We start from the raw sequence: 18315 nt of genomic DNA on the forward strand, positions 1-18315 counted from the left end.
CCACCTGCAGGCGCCGCAGTGGCCGGCGCAGCAGGTAGCCGTAGATGAACCAGGTCAGGGCGAGCATCAGTGCACCCTCCCGTCAGCGGGTTTGAGGTTGGCGCGGTACGCGTTGGTGAACTGCTCGACCTGGCGCATGACCAGCGCGTTATCGCCGGCCATATGGGCCTCGCACATCACCGCGATCTGGTTGCAGAGCAGATTGCTGGCCTGGGTGAGCTGCTGGAGCGCCATCGACAGCAGGTTGTAGCGATCGTCCATGCGGCGCAGGGACTCCTGCATATCGGCCAGCTCTTGCTGCAGTTGCTCGGCCTGGTTCATGACGGCAGCCCCTTTGCCGGCGTCAGCCAGCAGATCTGGCAGCCGCCGAGGCGGACGCGGTTGATGGTGTTGGTGCCCCGGGTACTCCAGGTCGGGCTGCGCCATTCGCTGCGGAACGCGGCAGCCAGTTGGTCGGAGTCTTCGGCGTTGATGAACAGCGTGGCGTCGAGCGGCGATGCCGCCTCGACGCGCACGCCCACCGCGCGCAGGCGGGTCATGTCGTTGACGGCCCGGAGCTTGTCGGCCAGTTCAGGGGTGAGCACGGTGCACATCGGCAGCGCATGTTGGCGGGCCATATCGGCGGCGACCTGGGCGCTGAGGGGAACGATGTTGGCGGCAGGCATGGTCATTCCTCCTCGTATTCGGCGTCCTTCACCAGCGGACGTTGTTTGATAAACCCGCCGACGTGCTTGGCGATCGCCCGCCAGGACTCTTCATCGACCAGGTGACCATCCATGAAGCCGGCCGGAGACATCGCGATGCCGTCGCAGTAGTGGCCGATGGCGGTAAAAAGGAAGGCATGCAGCAGAGACCCGTGGCGGCTGTCATCCATCAACAGGTCCATCAGCTCCTGGTTGTGCATCGTGCGCATGCCTTCAACATGCACCTCGACCGACTGATCGCGCGCCCAGCGGTAGAACAGGCCGTCGCAACTGGGGCAAGTACTCAGGGAGTCCCAGGCTTCGCCATCCGCCGGCTGCCGCGTCTTCAGCTCGAAGCGGCAGTGCGGGCAGAAGTAGTCCAGGTGCTTGACGCCAAATGAAGTCTCGCGGGTGATGTAGTCCTGGTACGCCTGGATTCGCTCTTGCTTGGTGGCCATGACTACACCCCCTTCACAACATCAGCCGTCACGCGGCTCTCGCCGATCTCGGCGGCCAGGTTGAGCGCGGCGTTGAACAGGTTGCCGATCGCCAGCGGGTAGAGCTGGCTGGCGCCGTCGCGGCCGGAGCTGCCGAGGCGTTCGATGATGGCGTGGATGCCGCTGGCGTCGATCAGCTCGTCGAGCTTCTTGCCGGCGTGGCCGCAGCGGAACGCCAGGTGCTGCTCCAGCTCGCCCTTGGGGATGGGCTGCAGCTGGGCGATCTCGATGCGCTGGGCCACCTCGCGCACGTCGCCGTTGCGCGGGCTGAGCTTGATCAGCAGCTCGGGCTGACCGATCAGGATGATGCTGAGCAGCTTGTCGAAGCCGTGCTCCAGCTGGTCGCGCATGCGCTTGAGGTGCTTGAGCGTGGGGATGGGCAGCGAATGCGCCTCCTCGATGATCAGCACGTGGCGGAAGCCCGCACCGTGGCTGGCCTTGAGGGTGGCGTGCATCTGCGCGAAGCGCGCCTCGGGGCTGGACTTGGCCTTCTCCAGCGGCGCCACGGCGGCCATCACCGACTCGGCGATGTGGGTGGCCTTGAGGGTCTTGCCGCGGGTGTCGTTGTCCTCCATGCCCAGCACGTAGGGCTCGATGGCGATCACCGGCTCATTGCGTAGGCGGTGCGCCAGGTCGCGGCGCAGGGTGCTCTTACCGGCGCCGGACTCGCCCACCACGGCCAGGAAGCCGTCATGGCGCGCGGTCTGGTACATGCTCTCGCGGATGTAGCGGATATCGCCGCTGAGGTACATCTCATCGGCGGCCTTCAGCTCGTCGAACGGGTCGCGGTGCAAGCCGAAGGCCCGCTTGGTGTCTGGTCGCAGCACTTGTTTAGCCATTAGCATGTCGGGGCACTCCTGGTTTTCGTGATTGGTTTCCGGGGTTGCAGGGGCCGCCGCGTTGGCGCGCGGCGGCTCCACTTCTTCGAATGCAGAGCGGGCGGTATCGAACTGCGCACCGTTCTGCATCAGGTACTCGACGATGGCCCAGGCCATCTGGTTTTGCGGGATGCTCTTGGGCCACTGGTTGTGGTTGATCAGTTGGGCGATCGCCGCCGGGCTGAGCTTCACCGCCCTGGCCAGGTCGGCCTGGCCCTTGCCTACGCTGGCCAGTACGTGCTTGAGGCGTTTCATGGCTCATCTCCCTGGTCGGCAGGCTGCGGCTCAAGCCACTCGCGGGAAAAATCCGCCAGATGGCTTTCAAGATCCGCGCGCAAAGAGGACAGTGCGGCTCGCTGGTCTTCGGCGTGTACCAAGTGCACCCAGAGAAGTTGCATGGCTGCGGACTTCTCATCCCGGTAGAACTCGCCCGCGAAGCCGTTGGCGCAGCACTTCTGCACCAGGATCTTGTGCGGCGATACGCTGAATCCGGTCATCACTCACCCCCAACCAGGCGCAGACCAGTCCGTACTGGCGCCTGCAGCTGGGCGACGATGCTGTCGAGCTGCTCCTCCATGGCGCCATCGGGGTAGTTGGCCTTGAGCCATTCCATGGACTCGGGCGTCCAGGCCGATCCCAGGCGGGCGCGCAGCGCCTTGGCCAGCTCGATGCGGTTGAGCTTGGGCAGCTCCACCGAGGCCAGGCCGGCCAGGCTGACGCGGGTTTCCAGCTCGGTACCGCGCTTGGGCAGGTAGGCCGGCAGTGTGGTGTCGGTGAGGTGCTTGTGCGGATCGATGGCGCTGCCGAACGGCGTGACCTTGGCCTTGCGCGCCTGCTCGGCGCCTTCCTCGCTGTCGGCGCCGGTGGCCAGTTGCTCCAGCACCTTGCGCGCCACCTGGGCCGGGGTTTCGGCGCGGCTCTTGTGCTCCTCGCCGATCATCGCCGAGCCTTCGACGAAGCCGTGCTCGTCGCGGTCCAGGCGCTCGACCACGTACAGGGTCTGGTGGCCGTGCTCGTCGCGCAGCACCACCTGGGCGCTCTCCGCGTCGCGCCAGGGGTTGCGGGTGATCAGCAGCTTGGCGTGCACCATCACCCTTGGCACGCTGCTGACGTCGTACAGCGCGCCGCGGTACGACACCTGCTGCAGTACATTGACCTGGCGCTGCTCCGGCGCGCAGGTGGCCATCTCCCGGCACACCTCGGCTGGCGGGGCGATGCGCAGCTGCTCGGGCTTGATCAGCATCCACACGCCATAACGGGTGCGGCGGGTGCGGTTGTGAATGGCGGTGGCGTTGAACGCGCGCATCCACTCGCCGGCGCGGGCGTTGATGTGCGCCAGGCTCTCGGCCTTCTCCAGCTTCAGGCCACTCTCGAACTCGCATTCGACGATGTTGTGGGCTTGCTCCACCTGGCCCTTGGCGCGGGCGTTGCCCACCTTGTTGATGATCAGCTCGATGCCCAGGGCCTGGCACAGGTTGCGGAACATCGCCGAGGTCATGGCCGCGCCGGGGTCGGTCATGATCATGAAGGGCACGCCGTGGAACGGGTCGCTCTCGCCGCGCTTCTGCATGGCGCAGATCAGCACGTGGCAGAGGTTCTCCGCGCTCTCGGCGCCGAGCACGTACTGCACGTAGATGGCGCCGCTGGCGTGGTCGGTGATCACATAGCGCCACAGGCGCTTGCGCTCGATCTTCTTCAGGTTGGCCGGCTTGCCGTCGTAGTATTCGGCCGGGTTGATGGTGCGGGCGCCGTCGTCGTCCAGGTAGAACTGGGTGGAGATCGAGGCGTCGATCTGCCACACGTGGTTGGGGTGCTTGCTCGACAGCGGTACGGCCGGCGCAGGGGCCAGCAGTTGCGAGGGGTGCAGGTTGTGCTGGTACAGCGCGCGGGTGATGGCGCTTTCGCTCATCGGCCGCAGCTCGCCGGTTTTCCTGTCCAGCGCCTCGGCGCGGATCAGGCCGTTGGCGCGCAGCCGCGCCACCGCCAGCTTGATGGATGACAACTGCTTTTCGTTTTTACGGATGCTCTCCACCAGCAGGGCGGAGAGCAGCTGCAGCTCGCGCAGCGGGATGCTGGTGTTGCCGGCATCGCTGCGCTGCTTGCGCGGTTTGTCCTTCACGGTCAGTACCTCCAGTTTGCGGTACAGGGTGGCCAGCGACATGCCCAGCCGTGCCGCCGTGGCCGCATACAGCGCGGTGCGGTTGGCGCCGGCCTGCTGGGCCTGGCCATAGGCCGCCAGAATCTCCTGGGCATGGATGGGGTTCATGGTCAGCCCTCGGCCAGGTCGTCGAGGCCGAGCAGGTTCTGCCAGCCGGGCAACTGGTCAGGGTGCAGCTCGGGCAGGTGGAACTCGCTGCGGATGGCCATCAGCGTCACCTCCAGGTTGCGCACCAGGGCGGCCTTGAAGCTGCGGTGATCCTCCCCCGTCTGCTGGGCCAACTGCTCCAGGTCAGCGAAGGCCTTGCGCAGGGTGCCCTGCAGGGTGCCTTCCACCTCGTAGGCGGTGGCCACCACCTCCTGGCGCAGCTGCTTGGCCTCCTCGATGGGCTGCACGACGATGACCTTGGGCTTTTTGGCCAGCTCGGTGGCCAGCTGGTTGTTCTTGGCGGTGATGTCCGCCATCACCCGTTCCTTGGCGCTGACGGTTTCGCGGGCCTCGCGCAGGGCCTTGCGCAGTTCCTTGACGCTCATCGTGGCCACGTCGTCGAGAGTCAGCTCGCCGGTCTGGCCGGTGAGTTCCAGCTCCTGGATTTCCTCGTCTTCCAGGACGAGCATCTCGAACAGCTTGGCCTGGTTGCCAATGGCCTTGGTCAGAGCGGAGTTGCTGCCCAGGCTGGCGAAGCGCACAGCTGAACGCATGAACTTACGTGCCACGCCGTCATCAATGCCCAGCGTGTCGAGTCGCTCCTGGAAGTTGCCGTAGCCGCACGCTGTCTTGAGCACCTGCAGCCCGCGCCCAACTTCCAGGCAGGCCTCGACGCTGCGGCGCATATTGGCGGCAATATCGCGCTGGATCAGATCCGGGTCGGTGCAGTCGGCCGGCAGCTGGTAGCCCATTTGGGCGGCCACGGCGCGCACCTGCTGCTCGTGCTCGGCGGTGAGCGTGGCTACCTGCTGCTGGGCGGCCAGCAGGGTTTGGCCTTGCTCGGTGTTGTCGGCCTGCAGCTCGATTTCGGTTGAGGGGTTGCGAGCCATCAGGCAACCCTCCGTTCTTCACCGGCCAGGCGCTGCAGGCGCAGGATGGCCTGGTAGCGGTTGCCGTTGGCCTCGATCAAGGCATTGCGGAACTCGTTGTGGGCGCGCATGCGGCCGGCGAAAAAGGCATCGTCCTCGACGCTGCCCGGCTGGTACGGGCTGTTCACCAGGGTTTGGTCGATGCGGTTGCGTAGTACTGCTGCCAGGCCCTGGCGAAACGGTTCGCTGCGCGGTGGCTCGTCCTTCAGCAGTGCGGCGGCCAGTTTCAGGTAGTCCATGTGGTGCTCCTCGGTCAGTGGGCGCTGATGCGCGCCTGGATTTCAGTGATACGTGCCTGTCCCCGCTGCAACTCTTCGGCGGTGGCCATGGCGTATTGCAGGAACATCAGCCCCGGCGCGATGCGCCCGGTGGGCAGCCGCGTCACCCAGCCTTCCTCTTCCAGGGTGTCGACGTAGCGGGTGACGTTCGCCGCGCTCTCGTCCAGGGCCTTGGCCAGTTCGACATTGCTGAGGCCGGTCAGGGTGTGGCCGCGCAGGGCCTTGAGCAGGCGCATGGCACGGCGGACGCTGTCGTGGGTGCGTTTGGTGGTCATGCGCGGCGCTCCATAGGGACGACGACCAGAGCGCCGGCTTGGGTTATGCCGGGCTGGCCGCCGAGGGCGGTTGCCAGCTGCTCGTGCAGGCTCATGGCCTCTTCACGCCAGCCTTCGGCGTTGTCCTCCATGCGGGCCAGTTCGGTGCGCAGGCTGGCGTTCTCTTCGTCGAGGCGCGTCACCTCCTGGCAAAGCTGCTCCAGGGCCTGTTCGTCCAGGCGGCGCAGCAGCGCCACGATGTTGGTCGGCTTACTCATCGTCGGGGCCTCCGAGGTCGAGTTGCGGGTGGTCGTGCTGGGCCACGTTGCCGTGGTGCCAGGCGAGGGATTCGAGGCCGGCGCGGATGGCGTCCAGCGTTTGCTCGGCGGTTTGCTGGCCGGCGTAGAAGGCCATCAGCGCGCCGGTGGCGTTGTGCAGCACGCCCTGCAGCTGCTGCACGTCGCTGGCGTTGCAGGCCTTGCCCACGGGGATGTCCACCAGCAGCTTGCCGTGGGCGGCGGCCAGGTAGCGGGTAATCAGCGGCAGCCCGCAGGCATGCTCCAGCGGCAGGATCAGGCTCAGCGGCAACTTGCCGTTGCCCATCCACTTGTAGAGGGTGCTGGCGTTGTTCTGCCCGAGGTGGTCGCAGGCCAGGCGCTCGATGCCACGGTTGTGGCGCTCCAGGGCGCGTTGAGCACAGCCCTCCATCGCCTCGGCGGGCGAGCGTGGTACCCAGTGTTTCCAATTGCGGCGGGACATTGGATGGGGCTCCTTTCAGCCGTCTACGCGGCTTCTAAACAAAAACGCTGTTTCGCCCTTGGCAAAGGCGTTACCAAAAGGCCAGCCTGTTGGGGTACATTCACCGGCATGAGGAGCCGCCTAATGGACGTAGAAGAGATTCGCCTGCTGCAGATCGAGGGGCAGATTCACGCTCTGGCTCGCGCCTGGCTTCACATAGCTGCTGCACTAGAAGTCCAGGGGACGCTTGCGCCTGAATCGACAGAGCGATCGTTGTTGTCGGCGCATTGGAATGGGGCGGCGTTTGAGCCTCATGCTCACCGGACGATGCAGTACCTGATTGACCAGTTGGCTGTTGCTCGCGAGAACCGGCAGCAGAGAGATCGATACCTATCCACGGGGCTAGACGAGTGAAGCCAAGCGCATCCAACGCGCAACCGGCGAACCTCTGCTCCAGGCGCTGCTTAGCTTGCGCCTCGGTCAGCAGGCACTTGCCGTTGGCGCGGGTAGCCTCATGCAGCAGCTGCTCGATGGCGCCGCGGTTGGCCGGCAGCTGGCTGCTGGCATCGAGCAGGTGCCAGGCAATGGCAGTTTCATCGCCGGGGGCGCAGGCGATCAGCGCATCGAGCGCGGCGCGCCAGGCGTCCATGGGATGGGGAGTCAGTTCGATCTCTTCGGTCACGACTTGCGGCTGGTTGGACATGGCGGTGTCCCTCGCTCGGTGGTGGTTGGCGGTTAAGCGGCGGCAGCTTCTTCGTCCGGGAGCTTCATGCCGAGCTTCACGGCGATTTCATGAGCCTTGCCGTAGTTGGCTTTGGCCTGGCCGTTGAGCACGCGGTACACCTCGTTGCGGGTGTAACCGTTCTCCTCGGCCCAGGCAGTGAAGGTTTTGCCGCGAGCCTTGAAGCGTTGCTTCACCTGCTCGGCGGTTAGGGCTTTGGTTGCAGTGGCCATGGCGGTGGCTCCTGTGATGCAAAGATGAATGTTGGTTGTGTGATTGATGATGGTGCGGATATCTGCACCTGTCAAGAAAAAGTGCGGATAACTGCATGCTTGGTGAGCGACTGAAAGAAGAACGCAAGCGGCTAGGCCTTACCCAGCCGCTGCTGGCTGAGGTTGCAGGGGCGGCCAAGAGGACAGTCATTGACTGGGAGAAAGGGGTTTCTTCACCCACGGCAGCGCAGCTAGAGGTGCTGGCAGGGGTTGGAATGGACGTGCTCTATGTCGTTACGGGTCAACGCGCATCGACTGTGACTGGTCAGTCACATCGGTCGACGACGACCGTTGTGACTGAAATGGGTAATCCGGTCACGGGTCCAGGCGCGGTGCCACTGATCGATGCAGAGCGTCTGGCACGCATCGTTGACCTGCTGGAGGCCTATGCCTCGCAGGCCGGCCGGCGCTGGCCGGCCAAACGCCTGGTGGCGGTGGCGGCGGAGGTCTACAACGTGTTGGCAGACGAACCGGCCCTGGATGAGCCCAAGGTCGAACGGATTTTGAAGCTGGTGGTGAATCGCTGAAGTAGCAAGGGAAGGAGCTGTCATGCAGAGCGACGATCGTTTGGCCAAGCTGGCCGAGATGCTGAAGGACGAACGGGGCGAGCTGCCCGAGGAGTGCCCGCCGGCGGCGGCGCCGATCAAAATCAAGGGCGGTGGCCATATCAACCTGGGCGGCACGCAGGTGAACATCAACAGCGCGCCCGCGCCTGACTTGTTGTCGCCCGAGCAGCGGCGCCGGCTCAACCGGCTGGTCACCGAGATCAGCACTGAGCACCAGGCTGACCCGCGCCTGCTCTGGAAAGAGGTGGTGCATACCCGTACCGGTGTCAGCTCCATCGAGGACATCCCGCGGGACAAATTCGCCGAGGCCGAGCAAGCGCTGCTCGACCATGCCGAGCAGCTGCATGCACAGGCGCACGCCAAGCGCCTGGTGGACGAGGTGGAAGAAGTGGCCAAGCAGCGGGGCATCTACCAGCAGATGATGCGCTTCTGCTCGCGCGAATTTGGCAGCACCTCACTGACCCGGCTCAGGCCCGAGCAGCTCAAGGCGGTGCTGCGCTATGTGGACGAATACCAGGCGCCACGGCACGTGGCCGCGCCGCTGTCGGTCGGCGGTTTCCGGCAGTTGGCGGTGGCCCACCCATGGCATATGAGTGCGGTACTGCTGGCCGGCGTCGTGATCGGCCGTATTTTCTGAGAGCGAGGGGCTAGGGAATGAACAAGAAGGCGATGGTGCTAGGGCTGGCGGCAGTGGCGGCTATTACGGGGTGCTCCACCAAGAACTACGGGCGGCAGCCCGAGCTGACCTCGTTCGAGCGGCAGACGATGACCTGCCGCGAGATCGACCTGGAGGAAGCCAAGGTGCATGGCTTTCTCTCGCACGTGCGCCAGGAGGCCAAGTTCGACGGCCGCTCGGTGCTGTCGTTCCTGGGCGACTTCGGCATCGGCAACCTGATGGAGCGCGACGCCGCCGTGGACAGCGCCAACAAGCGCCTGGCCCAGCTCAGCGACGCCAAGTCGCGGCAGCGCTGCAACTACGCCGGCCGGCAGCAAGAGCACAGCATGCCGCTAGCCCCTGCCAGTCAAGCGGCTGCTCCGGTCAGTACCGTGACAGGCGCGACCAAGGAGCAGCAGCTGCTGGAGCTGCAGAACACGCCGGGGCTGAGCTACGAGGAGTACAAGCGCCGGTATCGGATGATCATGGGGCAGTGAAGATGAGTGACTTGACCGAAGAGACCAAGCGTGAAGTGTTGAAGCTGGCCGTGCAGTTGACGCAGAGCTATGTGAAAAACCGCAACGAGGTATTAAACCTACGCGACCTGCAATGGCTGGGAATGGAGGAAAAGCAGGCAGGCCATAGCCTGCCTGAGATCGTCGAGGCGCTTTACGATCACTTGCTGGGGACAATGACCCGGTAACGCTCCAGCGCTGCACTGGCCGCGCCAGGCCCGTGCAGCCCCAGGAACGCCAGCCAGAGGGCGTCCTGCAGGTCGCCATCATTCGTCCCTGCCAGGTGTTCGCGTAACAGGGCAATGATGCGAGCGGCGACCTCGAGGACGTTGACAGGCTCTGTCTCTGATGGCGGTTGCTGCTGATCTATACCGAGAATCTGGCGGCACAGATCAGGATTGAGCCGTATCTGCTCCATGAACAGCCTGCTGGCGAGTTCCGCCACGTAGTCGCCTGCGGGCGTGTTTTCACCCTTATCGGCAAGCCTGCGCTGCGCCTCTTCTTCAACGGCGGTGCGCCTGGCCGGCGCTGCGCGATGTAACTCCAAGGCCCGCTCAAGCAGGCTCTGAGTAGGCTGGTCGGGCTCGCGCAATATCGCCTCGGCCCGCGCCCTGAAGCTGGCCAGGCTCTCACCTGACTGAATGCTGTAGTCGACAATCTGGCGAAGAATCGCCAGGCGTTCGGCGTCGATCTTGTGCATGGGGTCGCCCTCTGTTGGTTACGGATGGCTGATCCTGCGCCCCTCTATGCGGCTATGTATTTTTGCCGCGTCCAAATTACTCCGCGCGCGCGCGAGGTGAAGCTGTGATCTCTCCCCCGGTCGGATTGCCGGTATGAGCACAGCCACAGGCCACGGATGGCCGAACCCGGAGCGCACACCATGTCCAAATCCTGCACGCCCAGCCAGCGCCTGCCGCGCATGTGGCTGTGGACGATCATCAGCGTCGGCCTGCTGCTGGCCCTGTATTTCATCCGCCCCGAGCAGCTCCAGGTGGTGCTGTACAAGGCCGCCCTGGTGACCATCGCCGCCACGCTGGCCTACTGGATCGACCGCTCGCTGTACCCCTACGCCGACCGCCCGCACCAGTGCATCGGTGGCATCCACATTGTTGGCGCCTGGATGCGTCGCGCAGTGATCGTGCTGGCCTGTGTGCTCGGCATGACGCTGGGGCTCTGACCATGCGCGCCGTGATGTGGTGTGTATTGGTATCGGTGGTCGGCAGCGTGCTCGGCTGGCTGCTGCTCGCGATCGCGCTCTTGGTAGCGAGCTGCCAGCCGGCCGTCGCCAGCATCCCGAGCGCCGCCGAGCAGCATCGCCGCACCCTGGTGCGCGCTGCGCATGCCGGCTGGGGCCTGGATGCGCCGATCGCCACTTTCGCCGCCCAGGTGCATCAGGAAAGCGCCTGGCGCGTCGACGCTCGCTCGCCCGTCGGCGCCCAGGGCCTGGCGCAGTTCATGCCCGCCACCGCCGATTGGATGGCCGAGCTGTACCCGCGCAGCCTGGGCCCGGCGCAGCCGTACAACCCGGGTTGGGCATTGCGCGCCATGGTGGCGTTCGACCTGTGGCTGTACGAGAGAAACCAGGCCATCAGCGAGTGCGATCGCTGGGCGTTCGTGCTGTCCGGCTACAACGGCGGGCAGGGTTGGGTGAACCGCGACCGCAGGCTGGCATCGGCTATGGGGGCCGATCCGCTGGCCTGGTTCGGTCAAGTCGAGCGGCACAATTCCGGCCGCTCGGCCAGCAACTTCCGCGAGAACCGCCATTACCCGCGCGCCATCCTGCTGCGCTGGGAGCCCATGTATGCGGCTGCCGGCTGGGGCCCTGGCGTGTGCGCCGACAGGTATAGCCGCCATGAAGATCCCAACGCTGTTTCTGCTCGCCATGTTGACCAGCAGTTCGCCTGCCGCCTGCTCCCGGAACTGGTTGGCTGCCGCCGAGCTGTTCGCCTCGCCACCGCCCCGCGAGCGCCACGCGCCGCGGCTGCCGCGCAAGTTCAGGCGTAAGGGGCGGCGATGAGAAAGGTGATCGGTTGGCTCATTGAGCACTGGTACTTCGCGCTGTTCGCCGTGCTGATGTTTCAGATGTGGTCGTACGGCCGAGCCCAGTACGACCTAGGCCACCGCACTGCCAAGGCCGAGGGCGCCGAAGCCTTGGCCGCGTTGCGCCTGGAGCACCAGACCCTACGCGCCGACGCCGCCGAGCAGAACCTGGTGCTCTACCGCCAGCAGGTGGAGCGCGCCAACCAGGCCGAGCGGGTGTTCCTGGATGCCCAGGAAGAGATCGGCCGACTCAAGCAACAACTCACACAGGAGCGCATTGCCCGTGTCTCGACCCAATACACGCCCGCGCGTGGCGCTGCCCCTGTGGCTGCTCCTCGCTTCGTTGTCACTTGTGGCTGGCTGCGCGACTTCAACACAGCCCTTGGAGCCACTGCCCCAGCTCCACCCAGCTGCCGAGCCTACGCCGGCTCTCAAGCGGCGGCCTGGCCCGCCCCCGGCTCTGACGCCGAACTACTGGAAAGCGGCATTGCCGCGGCTGACATCCTGGCCCATGCGCGTGACTACGGCGCTTGGGCGCTCGCCAACCTTGCGCAGCTGAACGCGCTGATCGACCTCCACGACAAGGACAAACGCTGATGAAACGGCTGAAGGAATGGTGCGAACTGGCGTTCGTTGCTCTGGCATCCCTGCTTTGGGTGCTCCTGACGGAGAAGCCCTACCGGCGCAGGAAGTGGAGGGTCGCAACGGCAGCTCTGCTGCTGGTCGGCGCCATCTATCTCGTAATGCAGGGGGCCTGATGGATCTCGACTACATGCTGCGCGCCGGCCAGTTCGTTTTCACCGTTGCGGTGGGGCTGTTCTCCATCAGCAGCGCCCGCAAGGCCAGCTCCAAGGCCGATGCCGAGCAGCTGGCCGGCCGGCTCAACGGGCAGGACAACCGCATCCTGGTGCTGGAACAGCGCATGAACCACCTGCCCGATAGCGAGCAACTGACCGAACTGGCGGGCGAACTGGCCGACCTGGCCGGCGACATGAAGGCGATCAAGGTCGAGATCGCGGGGGTAACCAAGGCGCTCGACCCTTTGGCCCGCGCGGTTGAGCGCATGAACGAATACCTGTTGAACAACAAGTGAGGCCGCGATGAGCACTCAATACGCTGACTTTCTGCGCCAGGATCAACGCCTGGTGATGCTGCGCATCCTCTCCGAGGTGCCGCAGTACCGCTCCAACTCCTCGGTGATCGCCAGCCTGCTGGGCCAGTTCGGGCATCACCCGAGCCGCGACCAGGTGAAGGGCGACCTCGTATGGCTCGGCGAGCAGGGCCTGGTGTCGATCGAGGACATCGGCTCCGTCCTGGTCGTGACCCTGACCGAGCGCGGTGGCGACGTGGCCGCCGGCCGCGCCTCGGTGCCGGGCGTCAGCAAGCCGAGGCCCTGACCATGGGGCGCAAGTCGAGCATCGACCGGCTAGATCCGGCAGTCCGCACGCACATCGAGAAGCGCCTGCGCGAGCGTCGCCTCACCCTGGACGAGCTGATCGAGGATCTGCACGAGCACTTCCCCAGCGCGGAAAAGCCCAGCCGCTCGGCGATCGGCCGCTACAAGGTCAGCTTCGACGAGATGGCCAAGCGGCTGCGCGAGCAGCAGGCCATGGCCAGCCTGCTGGTCGAGGAGCTGGGCGAGAACCCCAACGACAAGGCCGGCGCGTTGATGGTGCAGTCGATCCAGACGCTGACCACGCACGCCGCCCTGGGCGCCCAGGTGGACGACGAGACCACCATCGACGACGTGCGCAAGCTCGCCCGCGCCGCAAAGGACGTGCTGCAGGCCAGCAAGGCCAGCCGCGAGGAACGCAAGGCGATCGAGCGTGAGGCCCGCGAGGCGCTGCTGGCCGAGCAGGAACAGCGCCTGGAGGAGATGCGCGGCAGCGATGGCATGAGCGAGGAGTTCGAAGATCGAATCCGCCGCGTGCTGATGGGTAAAGCCTGATGAGCGAGCCAGAAGCCAAGGCGCTCAAGGCGCTGACCAAGCCCCGCAAGATCGATCTCGCCGCCGAGCTGGAGCTGCATGGCGTAGTCGTGCCCCAGGACATGGCCGATGCGGTACCGGAGGCCGAGGGCGTTTTCCTGCCGTACCAGCAGCGCTGGTTCGACGATACCAGCCAGATCATGATCGCCGAGAAGTCGCGCCGTACCGGCCTGACCTGGGCCGAGGCCGGCCGCAACGTGATCAATGCCGCCAAGCCGCGGCGCCGGGGCGGGTGCAACACCTTCTACGTGGGCAGCAAGCAGGAGATGGCGCTGGAATACATCGCCGCCTGCGCGCTGTTCGCCCGCGCCTTCAACGAAATGGCCCAGGCCGACGTCTACGAGCAGACCTTCTGGGACGATGGGCGCCGCGAGGAGATCCTCGCGTACATGATCCGCTTCCCCAAGAGCGGCTTCAAAATCCAGGCGCTCAGCTCGCGCCCGAGCAACCTGCGCGGCCTGCAGGGCGATGTGGTGATCGATGAGGCGGCGTTCCATGAATCCCTGGAGGAGCTGCTCAAGGCCGCCCTGGCGTTGACCATGTGGGGCAACAAGGTGCGCCTGATCAGCACCCACAACGGCGTCGACAACGCGTTCAACAGCTACATCCAGGACGCACGCGAGGGCCGCAAGGATTACAGCATCCACCGCATTACCCTCGACGACGCTCTGGCCCAGGGGCTGTACAAGCGGATCTGCTATGTCACCAACCAGGAGTGGTCGCCTGAAGCCCAGAAGGAATGGCGCGACAAGCTGTACCGCAATGCCCCCAACGTAGAGTCGGCCGACGAGGAGTACGGCTGCGTACCGAAGAAATCGGGCGGCACCTACCTCAGTCGGGTGCTGATCGAGCAGGCGATGGTCAATGACCACTCCATCCGCATTTACCGCTACGAGGCACCCGAGGGCTTCGAGCAGTGGACCCCGCAGATGCGTGAGGCCGAGATCCTCGCCTGGTGCGAGGAGAACCTGGCGCCTGAGCTGGCTCGCCTCAACCCGCGCAATCGCCACACCTTCGGCGAGGACTTTGCCCGCCGTGGCGACCTCACGGTTTTCACGCCGCTGCAGATCGACCCGCTGCTGCGCAAGCGCGTGCCCTTCGAGGTCGAGCTGCGCAACCTCACCTACGAGGCGCAGCGGCAGGTCATGTTCTACATCTGCGATCGACTGCCGCGGCTCAGCGGCCTGGCGTTCGACGCCACCGGCAACGGCGGCTACCTGGCCGAGCAGGCCGCGCTGCGCTATGGCGCCGGCATTGTCGACCAGGTGCAGCTCAGCCTGGCCTGGTACGCGCTGTGGATGCCCAAGCTCAAGGGCGAGCTGGAGGCCTTCAACCTGCAGATCGCCCGCCACCAGACCCGCCTCGACGATCTGTTGTCGATCAAGGTGGACAAGGGCGTGCCGGTTATCGAGAAGGGCCGCACCAAGGATCTGCAGGCGCAGGACAGCAAGGCCAAGCGGCACGGCGACAGCGCCGTGTCGCTGGCCATGGCGGTGCGGGCCAGCTTCATGGAAGGCGGCGCCATCGAGTTCACCGCTCTTCCGCGTCACAGCCGCGGCTTCGACAACGTCGACGACAACGACTCCGACCTCACTCTTCCGGAACCTTCAGCATGGTGACCACATCCCGCATCCTGGGCCCCGATGGCCAGCCGATCAGCCTGGCCGAGATCCGCGAGCCGCAGACCGCCCACCTGACCAGCCTGCACCACGAGGTGGGCAACCACCCCTCGCGCGGCCTCACGCCCAGCCGCCTGGCCGCGCTGCTCGATGCCGCCGAGCAAGGCGACATCGTTGCCCAGTACGAGCTGTTCGAGGACATCGAGGAGAAGGACGGCCACGTCTTCGCCGAGATGGGCAAGCGCCGCCGCGCGGTGGCCCAGCTGGAGTGGCAGATCGTGCCGCCAGCCAACCCCACCGCCAAGGAGAAGGACGCCGCCGCTGCGCTGGAGAGCCTGCTGGCCGGGCTGGATGACTTCGAGGCCATGCTGTTCGACGTGACCGACGCCATCGGCAAGGGCTTTGCCTGCCTGGAGTTCGACGGCTGGCACCGGGTGGACGGCGACTGGCTGCCGAAGGGCATCGATCACCGGCCGCAGACCTGGTTCCAGCTGGTGCGCGGCAAGCGCCAGGAAATCCGCCTGCGCGGCGCCATGGGTGGCGAGCCGCTGCAGCCGATGACCTGGATCACCCACATCCACAAGGCCAAGAGCGGCTACCTGGAGCGCAGCGCCCTGATGCGCGTGCTGGTGTGGCCGTACCTGTTCAAGAACTACAGCGTGGGCGACCTGGCCGAGTTCCTGGAGATCTACGGCATCCCCATGCGCGTGGGCAAATACCCAGGCGGCGCGACCCAGAATGAGAAGCTGACCCTGCTGCGGGCGCTGGCCCAGCTCGGGCACAGCGCGGCGGGCATCATCCCGATCGGCATGGAGATGGAGTTCCTCAACGCCGCCCAGGGCGACCCGGCCGCGTTCAAGCTGATGATCGACTGGTGCGAGCGCACCCAGAGCAAGGTGATCCTGGGCGGCACGCTCACCAGCGGTACCGGCGACGGCACCAACACCAACGCCCTGGGCAACGTGCACAACGAGGTGCGCCTGGACCTGCGCGACTCCGACGCCAAGCAGCTGGCCGCCACCATCAGCCGTGACCTGGTGTACCCGATCGCCGTGCTCAACGGCCTGGTGGACAACTGGAAGCGCTGCCCGCGCCTGGTGTTCCCCACCCAGGAGCCCGAGGATCTCAAGGTCTACGCCGATGCGCTGCCCAGCCTGGTCAAGCTCGGCTTCAAGATCCCGCGCCAGTGGGCCCAGGAGAAGGTGGCCATCCCCGAGCCGGCCGACAACGAGGACGTGCTGCAGCTGCAGGCCGAGCTATCGGTGCCGACACCACCCGAGCCGCCTGCAGTGCGTGCGGCGGCCACCGCACAGAAGCCGGCCACCACCGCCGCCGATCGCCTGGACGATGACCTGCAGCCGCTGACGGGCCAGTGGATCGCGCGCATTCGCCAGCTGGTGGAGCGGGCCGAGAGCCTGGAGCAGATCCGCGATGGCCTGGCCGAGCTGCTGCCGGACATGAGCATCGAGCAGTACGCCGAGGCCATGGCCCAGGCGCTGGCTGCCGCTGCCCTACAGGGGCGCCTGGACATCGTCCAGGAGGCCGCCAATGGCCGTTAGCGCCACGTCGCTGCCGTTCCGCGAGCAGAACGAGTTCCTGCGCCGCAAGCTCAACCTGCCCACCAACGGCTGGACGGACGTATACGGCCGCGAGCACGACTACGCCTTCACCGTGGCCGGCGCCAACCGAGACGACCTGGTGGCCGACTTCCACCAGGCGGTGCAGCGTGCCATCGAGGGCGGCACCACCCTGGAGCAGTTCCGCCAGGACTTCGACCGCATCGTGGCCAAGTACGGCTGGAGCTACAACGGCGGCCGCAACTGGCGCTCGCGGGTGATCTACGAGACCAACATGCGCAGCAGCTACATGGCCGGCCGCTATGAGCAGCTGATGGCCGTGCGCCAGGAGCGCCCGTTCTGGCAGTACCTGCACAGCGATGCGGTGGAGTTCCCGCGCGAGGAGCACGAGGCCTGGAATGGCATGGTGCTGCGCTGGGATGACCCGTGGTGGCAGTACCACTTCCCGGTCAACGCCTGGGGCTGCCAGTGCAGCGTGCGGGCGCTGAGCTATGACGACCTGGTGCGCATGGGCAAGACGGGGCCGGACACCGCGCCGCCGATCGTGTTCGAGCAGCGCACCATCGGCCAGCGCAGCCCGCAGGGCCCGCGCACCGTCGAGGTGCCGGTGGGCATCGACCCCGGCTTCGAGCACATTCCCGGCCAGTCGCGGCTGGAGAGCCGGGTGCCGGTACCGCGCGCCGGTGAGGAACTGATTCCCGCAGCCACGCCAGGCCTGCCCAACCGTCCGGCGCCTGATGCGCTGCCTACGCCCCGCGTAGTCGACCCGGCCAGCCTGCCGCCTGCAGGCATGACCGATGCGGAGTACGCCCGCCGCGCGCTGGATGCCTTCGGCGCCCTGCTCGATGCCGCCGAGCTGGTTACCGACGTGCTCGGCGAGCGCATCGCCGTTGGCCCGTCGATGTTCGAGCAGCCGTCGGGCGCGCCGGCCATCAAGGACCAAGGCGAGCTGCTGCCACTGCTGGCGGAAACGCTGTTACAGCCGGACGAGATCTGGACGCGCCTGGAGTACTCCGAGCCGCTGCGCAAATCCCAGGTGCTGCGCCGCTACCTGGGCCGCTTCAACCTGGGCCAGCAGCTGACCCAGCTGGTGGTGATCGAGCTGGCCGGCAACGCCTGGAGCTGGGATATCGAGCCGGATCGCGGCGGCCTGGCCGAGCTGGTGCGCCAGGGCGTGCGCCTGTACCGGCGCGAGGAGTGAGGCATGGCCGGGGCTACGCTTGAGTTCGATGCGGTTGCCGCGCTGGCGGTGGTCAATGAGGCCGCCGCCGCGCTGGCCGACCCGGCGCCGATGCTGCGCGATATCGGCGAGTACCTGCTGATCGCCCATGACCGCCGCTTTGCCAGCCAGGCCTCGCCGGACGGCACGCCGTGGCGGGCGCTTTCGCCGCGGTACCTCAAGCGTAAGCGGAAGAACCCGGACAAGATCCTGGTGCTCGATGGCTTCCTGAAGAACACCCTGCGCTACCAGGTGGGCGACAACGAGCTGCTGTTCGGCACCAACCGCATCTACGGCGCCATGATGCACTTCGGTGGCAGTATCGATATCGCCGCCCGCAGTCAGCAGGCCTACTTCCGTCAGGACGGCCGCACGGGCGATGTGGGCAACACCTTCGTCAGCAAGCGCAAGAGCAACTTCGCCCAGTGGGTCACCATTGGTGCCTACACCATCCAGATCCCGGCGCGCCCCTGGCTGGGTATCAGCGACGACGACAACTACGCCATCGCCGGCATCGCCAACCGTTACCTGATGCCGAACGAGGCATAACGCCAAAACGCGCCAGGAAGGCCCCTGGAGGCG

Annotated in this window: 28 protein-coding genes and 1 pseudogene; 15 read left to right on the plus strand and 14 right to left on the minus strand. The window is 66.1% G+C overall.

The window, feature by feature from the left end:
- Nucleotides 1–66 precede the first annotated feature (66 nt).
- From ACIGFL_RS14350 to ACIGFL_RS14410, 13 genes are all read right to left on the minus strand, one after another.
- A complete protein-coding gene (locus ACIGFL_RS14350) occupies nucleotides 67–321 on the minus strand; it encodes a hypothetical protein (protein ID WP_397497626.1) in 255 nt (84 codons plus the stop codon).
- Nucleotides 318–665, minus strand: coding sequence for a hypothetical protein (locus ACIGFL_RS14355; RefSeq protein WP_397497627.1), 348 nt, complete (start codon nucleotides 663–665; stop codon nucleotides 318–320). The genes ACIGFL_RS14350 and ACIGFL_RS14355 overlap by 4 nt, the downstream gene beginning before the upstream one ends.
- 2 nt (nucleotides 666–667) lie before the next feature.
- On the minus strand, nucleotides 668–1141 hold the full coding sequence (locus tag ACIGFL_RS14360) for a hypothetical protein (RefSeq protein ID WP_397497628.1): 474 nt from the start codon (nucleotides 1139–1141) through the stop codon (nucleotides 668–670).
- Nucleotides 1142–1143: 2 nt separating this feature from the next.
- Nucleotides 1144–2313 (minus strand): ExeA family protein, encoded by a 1170-nt coding sequence (locus tag ACIGFL_RS14365; protein WP_397497629.1) that lies wholly within the window; start codon nucleotides 2311–2313, stop codon nucleotides 1144–1146.
- Entirely contained in the window at nucleotides 2310–2555 is a 246-nt protein-coding gene (locus tag ACIGFL_RS14370; protein ID WP_397497630.1) for a hypothetical protein, read from the minus strand. The genes ACIGFL_RS14365 and ACIGFL_RS14370 overlap by 4 nt, the downstream gene beginning before the upstream one ends.
- A complete protein-coding gene (locus tag ACIGFL_RS14375; RefSeq protein ID WP_397497631.1) occupies nucleotides 2555–4324 on the minus strand; it encodes a DDE-type integrase/transposase/recombinase in 1770 nt (589 codons plus the stop codon). The genes ACIGFL_RS14370 and ACIGFL_RS14375 overlap by 1 nt, the downstream gene beginning before the upstream one ends.
- A 2-nt stretch (nucleotides 4325–4326) precedes the next feature.
- The gene (locus ACIGFL_RS14380) at nucleotides 4327–5253 is read right to left on the minus strand and encodes a hypothetical protein (protein ID WP_397497632.1); all 927 of its coding nucleotides are present in this window, start codon (nucleotides 5251–5253) and stop codon (nucleotides 4327–4329) included.
- Nucleotides 5253–5531 (minus strand): hypothetical protein, encoded by a 279-nt coding sequence (locus tag ACIGFL_RS14385; RefSeq protein ID WP_397497633.1) that lies wholly within the window; start codon nucleotides 5529–5531, stop codon nucleotides 5253–5255. Before ACIGFL_RS14385 ends, ACIGFL_RS14380 begins: the two co-directional genes overlap by 1 nt.
- Before the next feature lie 14 nt (nucleotides 5532–5545).
- Entirely contained in the window at nucleotides 5546–5845 is a 300-nt protein-coding gene (locus ACIGFL_RS14390) for a helix-turn-helix domain-containing protein (protein WP_397497634.1), read from the minus strand.
- Nucleotides 5842–6102 (minus strand): hypothetical protein, encoded by a 261-nt coding sequence (locus ACIGFL_RS14395; RefSeq protein ID WP_397497635.1) that lies wholly within the window; start codon nucleotides 6100–6102, stop codon nucleotides 5842–5844. The genes ACIGFL_RS14390 and ACIGFL_RS14395 overlap by 4 nt, the downstream gene beginning before the upstream one ends.
- Nucleotides 6095–6583: a hypothetical protein gene (locus ACIGFL_RS14400; RefSeq protein WP_397497636.1), complete on the minus strand. Its 489-nt coding sequence runs from the start codon at nucleotides 6581–6583 to the stop codon at nucleotides 6095–6097. The genes ACIGFL_RS14395 and ACIGFL_RS14400 overlap by 8 nt, the downstream gene beginning before the upstream one ends.
- Before the next feature lie 100 nt (nucleotides 6584–6683).
- A complete protein-coding gene (locus ACIGFL_RS14405; protein ID WP_397497637.1) occupies nucleotides 6684–7265 on the minus strand; it encodes a hypothetical protein in 582 nt (193 codons plus the stop codon).
- 32 nt (nucleotides 7266–7297) lie between these two features.
- Complete coding sequence (locus ACIGFL_RS14410; protein WP_397497638.1) at nucleotides 7298–7516, minus strand: DNA-binding protein; 219 nt, start codon at nucleotides 7514–7516, stop codon at nucleotides 7298–7300.
- Between the two features lie 95 nt (nucleotides 7517–7611).
- On the opposite strand from ACIGFL_RS14410, the gene ACIGFL_RS14415 reads away from it, so the two are divergent.
- The 4 genes from ACIGFL_RS14415 to ACIGFL_RS14430 are packed head-to-tail and all read left to right on the plus strand — an operon-like array spanning nucleotide 7612 to nucleotide 9479.
- A complete protein-coding gene (locus tag ACIGFL_RS14415) occupies nucleotides 7612–8082 on the plus strand; it encodes a helix-turn-helix domain-containing protein (RefSeq protein WP_397497639.1) in 471 nt (156 codons plus the stop codon).
- Nucleotides 8083–8104: 22 nt separating this feature from the next.
- Nucleotides 8105–8758, plus strand: a complete 654-nt coding sequence (locus tag ACIGFL_RS14420) for a hypothetical protein (RefSeq protein WP_397497640.1) — start codon at nucleotides 8105–8107, stop codon at nucleotides 8756–8758.
- Nucleotides 8759–8775: 17 nt separating this feature from the next.
- Complete coding sequence (locus ACIGFL_RS14425; RefSeq protein ID WP_397497641.1) at nucleotides 8776–9273, plus strand: hypothetical protein; 498 nt, start codon at nucleotides 8776–8778, stop codon at nucleotides 9271–9273.
- 2 nt (nucleotides 9274–9275) lie between these two features.
- Nucleotides 9276–9479 carry a hypothetical protein gene (locus ACIGFL_RS14430; RefSeq protein WP_397497642.1) on the plus strand — a complete coding sequence of 68 codons (204 nt, stop codon included), beginning with the start codon at nucleotides 9276–9278 and terminating at the stop codon, nucleotides 9477–9479.
- Here ACIGFL_RS14430 and ACIGFL_RS14435 read toward each other — a convergent pair.
- Nucleotides 9452–9991 (minus strand): hypothetical protein, encoded by a 540-nt coding sequence (locus ACIGFL_RS14435; RefSeq protein ID WP_397497643.1) that lies wholly within the window; start codon nucleotides 9989–9991, stop codon nucleotides 9452–9454. The genes ACIGFL_RS14430 and ACIGFL_RS14435 overlap by 28 nt on opposite strands.
- A gap of 180 nt (nucleotides 9992–10171) precedes the next feature.
- Between ACIGFL_RS14435 and ACIGFL_RS14440 the strand changes: the two genes are divergently transcribed.
- The 11 genes and pseudogenes from ACIGFL_RS14440 (at nucleotide 10172) to ACIGFL_RS14490 (ending at nucleotide 18282) form a co-directional block, all read left to right on the plus strand.
- A complete protein-coding gene (locus ACIGFL_RS14440) occupies nucleotides 10172–10468 on the plus strand; it encodes a putative holin (RefSeq protein ID WP_397497644.1) in 297 nt (98 codons plus the stop codon).
- 14 nt (nucleotides 10469–10482) lie between these two features.
- Nucleotides 10483–11136: pseudogene (locus ACIGFL_RS14445) on the plus strand (transglycosylase SLT domain-containing protein); the annotation flags it as partial.
- Between the two features lie 168 nt (nucleotides 11137–11304).
- Nucleotides 11305–11928, plus strand: coding sequence for a lysis protein (locus tag ACIGFL_RS14450; protein WP_397497645.1), 624 nt, complete (start codon nucleotides 11305–11307; stop codon nucleotides 11926–11928).
- Nucleotides 11928–12089 carry a hypothetical protein gene (locus ACIGFL_RS14455; RefSeq protein ID WP_397497646.1) on the plus strand — a complete coding sequence of 54 codons (162 nt, stop codon included), beginning with the start codon at nucleotides 11928–11930 and terminating at the stop codon, nucleotides 12087–12089. The genes ACIGFL_RS14450 and ACIGFL_RS14455 overlap by 1 nt, the downstream gene beginning before the upstream one ends.
- Nucleotides 12089–12424, plus strand: coding sequence for a DUF2730 family protein (locus ACIGFL_RS14460; protein ID WP_101194145.1), 336 nt, complete (start codon nucleotides 12089–12091; stop codon nucleotides 12422–12424). Before ACIGFL_RS14455 ends, ACIGFL_RS14460 begins: the two co-directional genes overlap by 1 nt.
- A gap of 7 nt (nucleotides 12425–12431) precedes the next feature.
- Nucleotides 12432–12728, plus strand: coding sequence for an ArsR family transcriptional regulator (locus ACIGFL_RS14465; protein ID WP_397497647.1), 297 nt, complete (start codon nucleotides 12432–12434; stop codon nucleotides 12726–12728).
- A 2-nt stretch (nucleotides 12729–12730) separates the two neighbouring features.
- On the plus strand, nucleotides 12731–13279 hold the full coding sequence (locus tag ACIGFL_RS14470; protein WP_397497648.1) for a phage protein Gp27 family protein: 549 nt from the start codon (nucleotides 12731–12733) through the stop codon (nucleotides 13277–13279).
- A complete protein-coding gene (locus tag ACIGFL_RS14475) occupies nucleotides 13279–14937 on the plus strand; it encodes a hypothetical protein (protein ID WP_397497649.1) in 1659 nt (552 codons plus the stop codon). The genes ACIGFL_RS14470 and ACIGFL_RS14475 overlap by 1 nt, the downstream gene beginning before the upstream one ends.
- On the plus strand, nucleotides 14931–16496 hold the full coding sequence (locus ACIGFL_RS14480) for a DUF935 domain-containing protein (RefSeq protein ID WP_397497650.1): 1566 nt from the start codon (nucleotides 14931–14933) through the stop codon (nucleotides 16494–16496). The genes ACIGFL_RS14475 and ACIGFL_RS14480 overlap by 7 nt, the downstream gene beginning before the upstream one ends.
- Complete coding sequence (locus ACIGFL_RS14485) at nucleotides 16486–17715, plus strand: PBECR2 nuclease fold domain-containing protein (protein ID WP_397497651.1); 1230 nt, start codon at nucleotides 16486–16488, stop codon at nucleotides 17713–17715. The genes ACIGFL_RS14480 and ACIGFL_RS14485 overlap by 11 nt, the downstream gene beginning before the upstream one ends.
- 3 nt (nucleotides 17716–17718) lie before the next feature.
- Nucleotides 17719–18282 (plus strand): phage virion morphogenesis protein, encoded by a 564-nt coding sequence (locus ACIGFL_RS14490; protein WP_397497652.1) that lies wholly within the window; start codon nucleotides 17719–17721, stop codon nucleotides 18280–18282.
- Nucleotides 18283–18315: the final 33 nt, after the last annotated feature.

The sequence above is a fragment of the Pseudomonas sp. NPDC077649 genome (genome assembly GCF_044542855.1).
Classification (GTDB): Bacteria; Pseudomonadota; Gammaproteobacteria; order Pseudomonadales; family Pseudomonadaceae; genus Aquipseudomonas.

Coding starts and splice junctions, on each gene's coding strand:
- ACIGFL_RS14350 (WP_397497626.1), bottom strand. CDS start 321: ATGAACCAGGCCGAGCAACTGCAGCAAGAGCTGGCCGATATGCAGGAG.
- ACIGFL_RS14355 (WP_397497627.1), bottom strand. CDS start 665: ATGCCTGCCGCCAACATCGTTCCCCTCAGCGCCCAGGTCGCCGCCGAT.
- ACIGFL_RS14360 (WP_397497628.1), bottom strand. CDS start 1,141: ATGGCCACCAAGCAAGAGCGAATCCAGGCGTACCAGGACTACATCACC.
- ACIGFL_RS14365 (WP_397497629.1), bottom strand. CDS start 2,313: ATGAAACGCCTCAAGCACGTACTGGCCAGCGTAGGCAAGGGCCAGGCC.
- ACIGFL_RS14370 (WP_397497630.1), bottom strand. CDS start 2,555: ATGACCGGATTCAGCGTATCGCCGCACAAGATCCTGGTGCAGAAGTGC.
- ACIGFL_RS14375 (WP_397497631.1), bottom strand. CDS start 4,324: ATGAACCCCATCCATGCCCAGGAGATTCTGGCGGCCTATGGCCAGGCC.
- ACIGFL_RS14380 (WP_397497632.1), bottom strand. CDS start 5,253: ATGGCTCGCAACCCCTCAACCGAAATCGAGCTGCAGGCCGACAACACC.
- ACIGFL_RS14385 (WP_397497633.1), bottom strand. CDS start 5,531: ATGGACTACCTGAAACTGGCCGCCGCACTGCTGAAGGACGAGCCACCG.
- ACIGFL_RS14390 (WP_397497634.1), bottom strand. CDS start 5,845: ATGACCACCAAACGCACCCACGACAGCGTCCGCCGTGCCATGCGCCTG.
- ACIGFL_RS14395 (WP_397497635.1), bottom strand. CDS start 6,102: ATGAGTAAGCCGACCAACATCGTGGCGCTGCTGCGCCGCCTGGACGAA.
- ACIGFL_RS14400 (WP_397497636.1), bottom strand. CDS start 6,583: ATGTCCCGCCGCAATTGGAAACACTGGGTACCACGCTCGCCCGCCGAG.
- ACIGFL_RS14405 (WP_397497637.1), bottom strand. CDS start 7,265: ATGTCCAACCAGCCGCAAGTCGTGACCGAAGAGATCGAACTGACTCCC.
- ACIGFL_RS14410 (WP_397497638.1), bottom strand. CDS start 7,516: ATGGCCACTGCAACCAAAGCCCTAACCGCCGAGCAGGTGAAGCAACGC.
- ACIGFL_RS14415 (WP_397497639.1), top strand. CDS start 7,612: ATGCTTGGTGAGCGACTGAAAGAAGAACGCAAGCGGCTAGGCCTTACC.
- ACIGFL_RS14420 (WP_397497640.1), top strand. CDS start 8,105: ATGCAGAGCGACGATCGTTTGGCCAAGCTGGCCGAGATGCTGAAGGAC.
- ACIGFL_RS14425 (WP_397497641.1), top strand. CDS start 8,776: ATGAACAAGAAGGCGATGGTGCTAGGGCTGGCGGCAGTGGCGGCTATT.
- ACIGFL_RS14430 (WP_397497642.1), top strand. CDS start 9,276: ATGAGTGACTTGACCGAAGAGACCAAGCGTGAAGTGTTGAAGCTGGCC.
- ACIGFL_RS14435 (WP_397497643.1), bottom strand. CDS start 9,991: ATGCACAAGATCGACGCCGAACGCCTGGCGATTCTTCGCCAGATTGTC.
- ACIGFL_RS14440 (WP_397497644.1), top strand. CDS start 10,172: ATGTCCAAATCCTGCACGCCCAGCCAGCGCCTGCCGCGCATGTGGCTG.
- ACIGFL_RS14450 (WP_397497645.1), top strand. CDS start 11,305: ATGAGAAAGGTGATCGGTTGGCTCATTGAGCACTGGTACTTCGCGCTG.
- ACIGFL_RS14455 (WP_397497646.1), top strand. CDS start 11,928: ATGAAACGGCTGAAGGAATGGTGCGAACTGGCGTTCGTTGCTCTGGCA.
- ACIGFL_RS14460 (WP_101194145.1), top strand. CDS start 12,089: ATGGATCTCGACTACATGCTGCGCGCCGGCCAGTTCGTTTTCACCGTT.
- ACIGFL_RS14465 (WP_397497647.1), top strand. CDS start 12,432: ATGAGCACTCAATACGCTGACTTTCTGCGCCAGGATCAACGCCTGGTG.
- ACIGFL_RS14470 (WP_397497648.1), top strand. CDS start 12,731: ATGGGGCGCAAGTCGAGCATCGACCGGCTAGATCCGGCAGTCCGCACG.
- ACIGFL_RS14475 (WP_397497649.1), top strand. CDS start 13,279: ATGAGCGAGCCAGAAGCCAAGGCGCTCAAGGCGCTGACCAAGCCCCGC.
- ACIGFL_RS14480 (WP_397497650.1), top strand. CDS start 14,931: ATGGTGACCACATCCCGCATCCTGGGCCCCGATGGCCAGCCGATCAGC.
- ACIGFL_RS14485 (WP_397497651.1), top strand. CDS start 16,486: ATGGCCGTTAGCGCCACGTCGCTGCCGTTCCGCGAGCAGAACGAGTTC.
- ACIGFL_RS14490 (WP_397497652.1), top strand. CDS start 17,719: ATGGCCGGGGCTACGCTTGAGTTCGATGCGGTTGCCGCGCTGGCGGTG.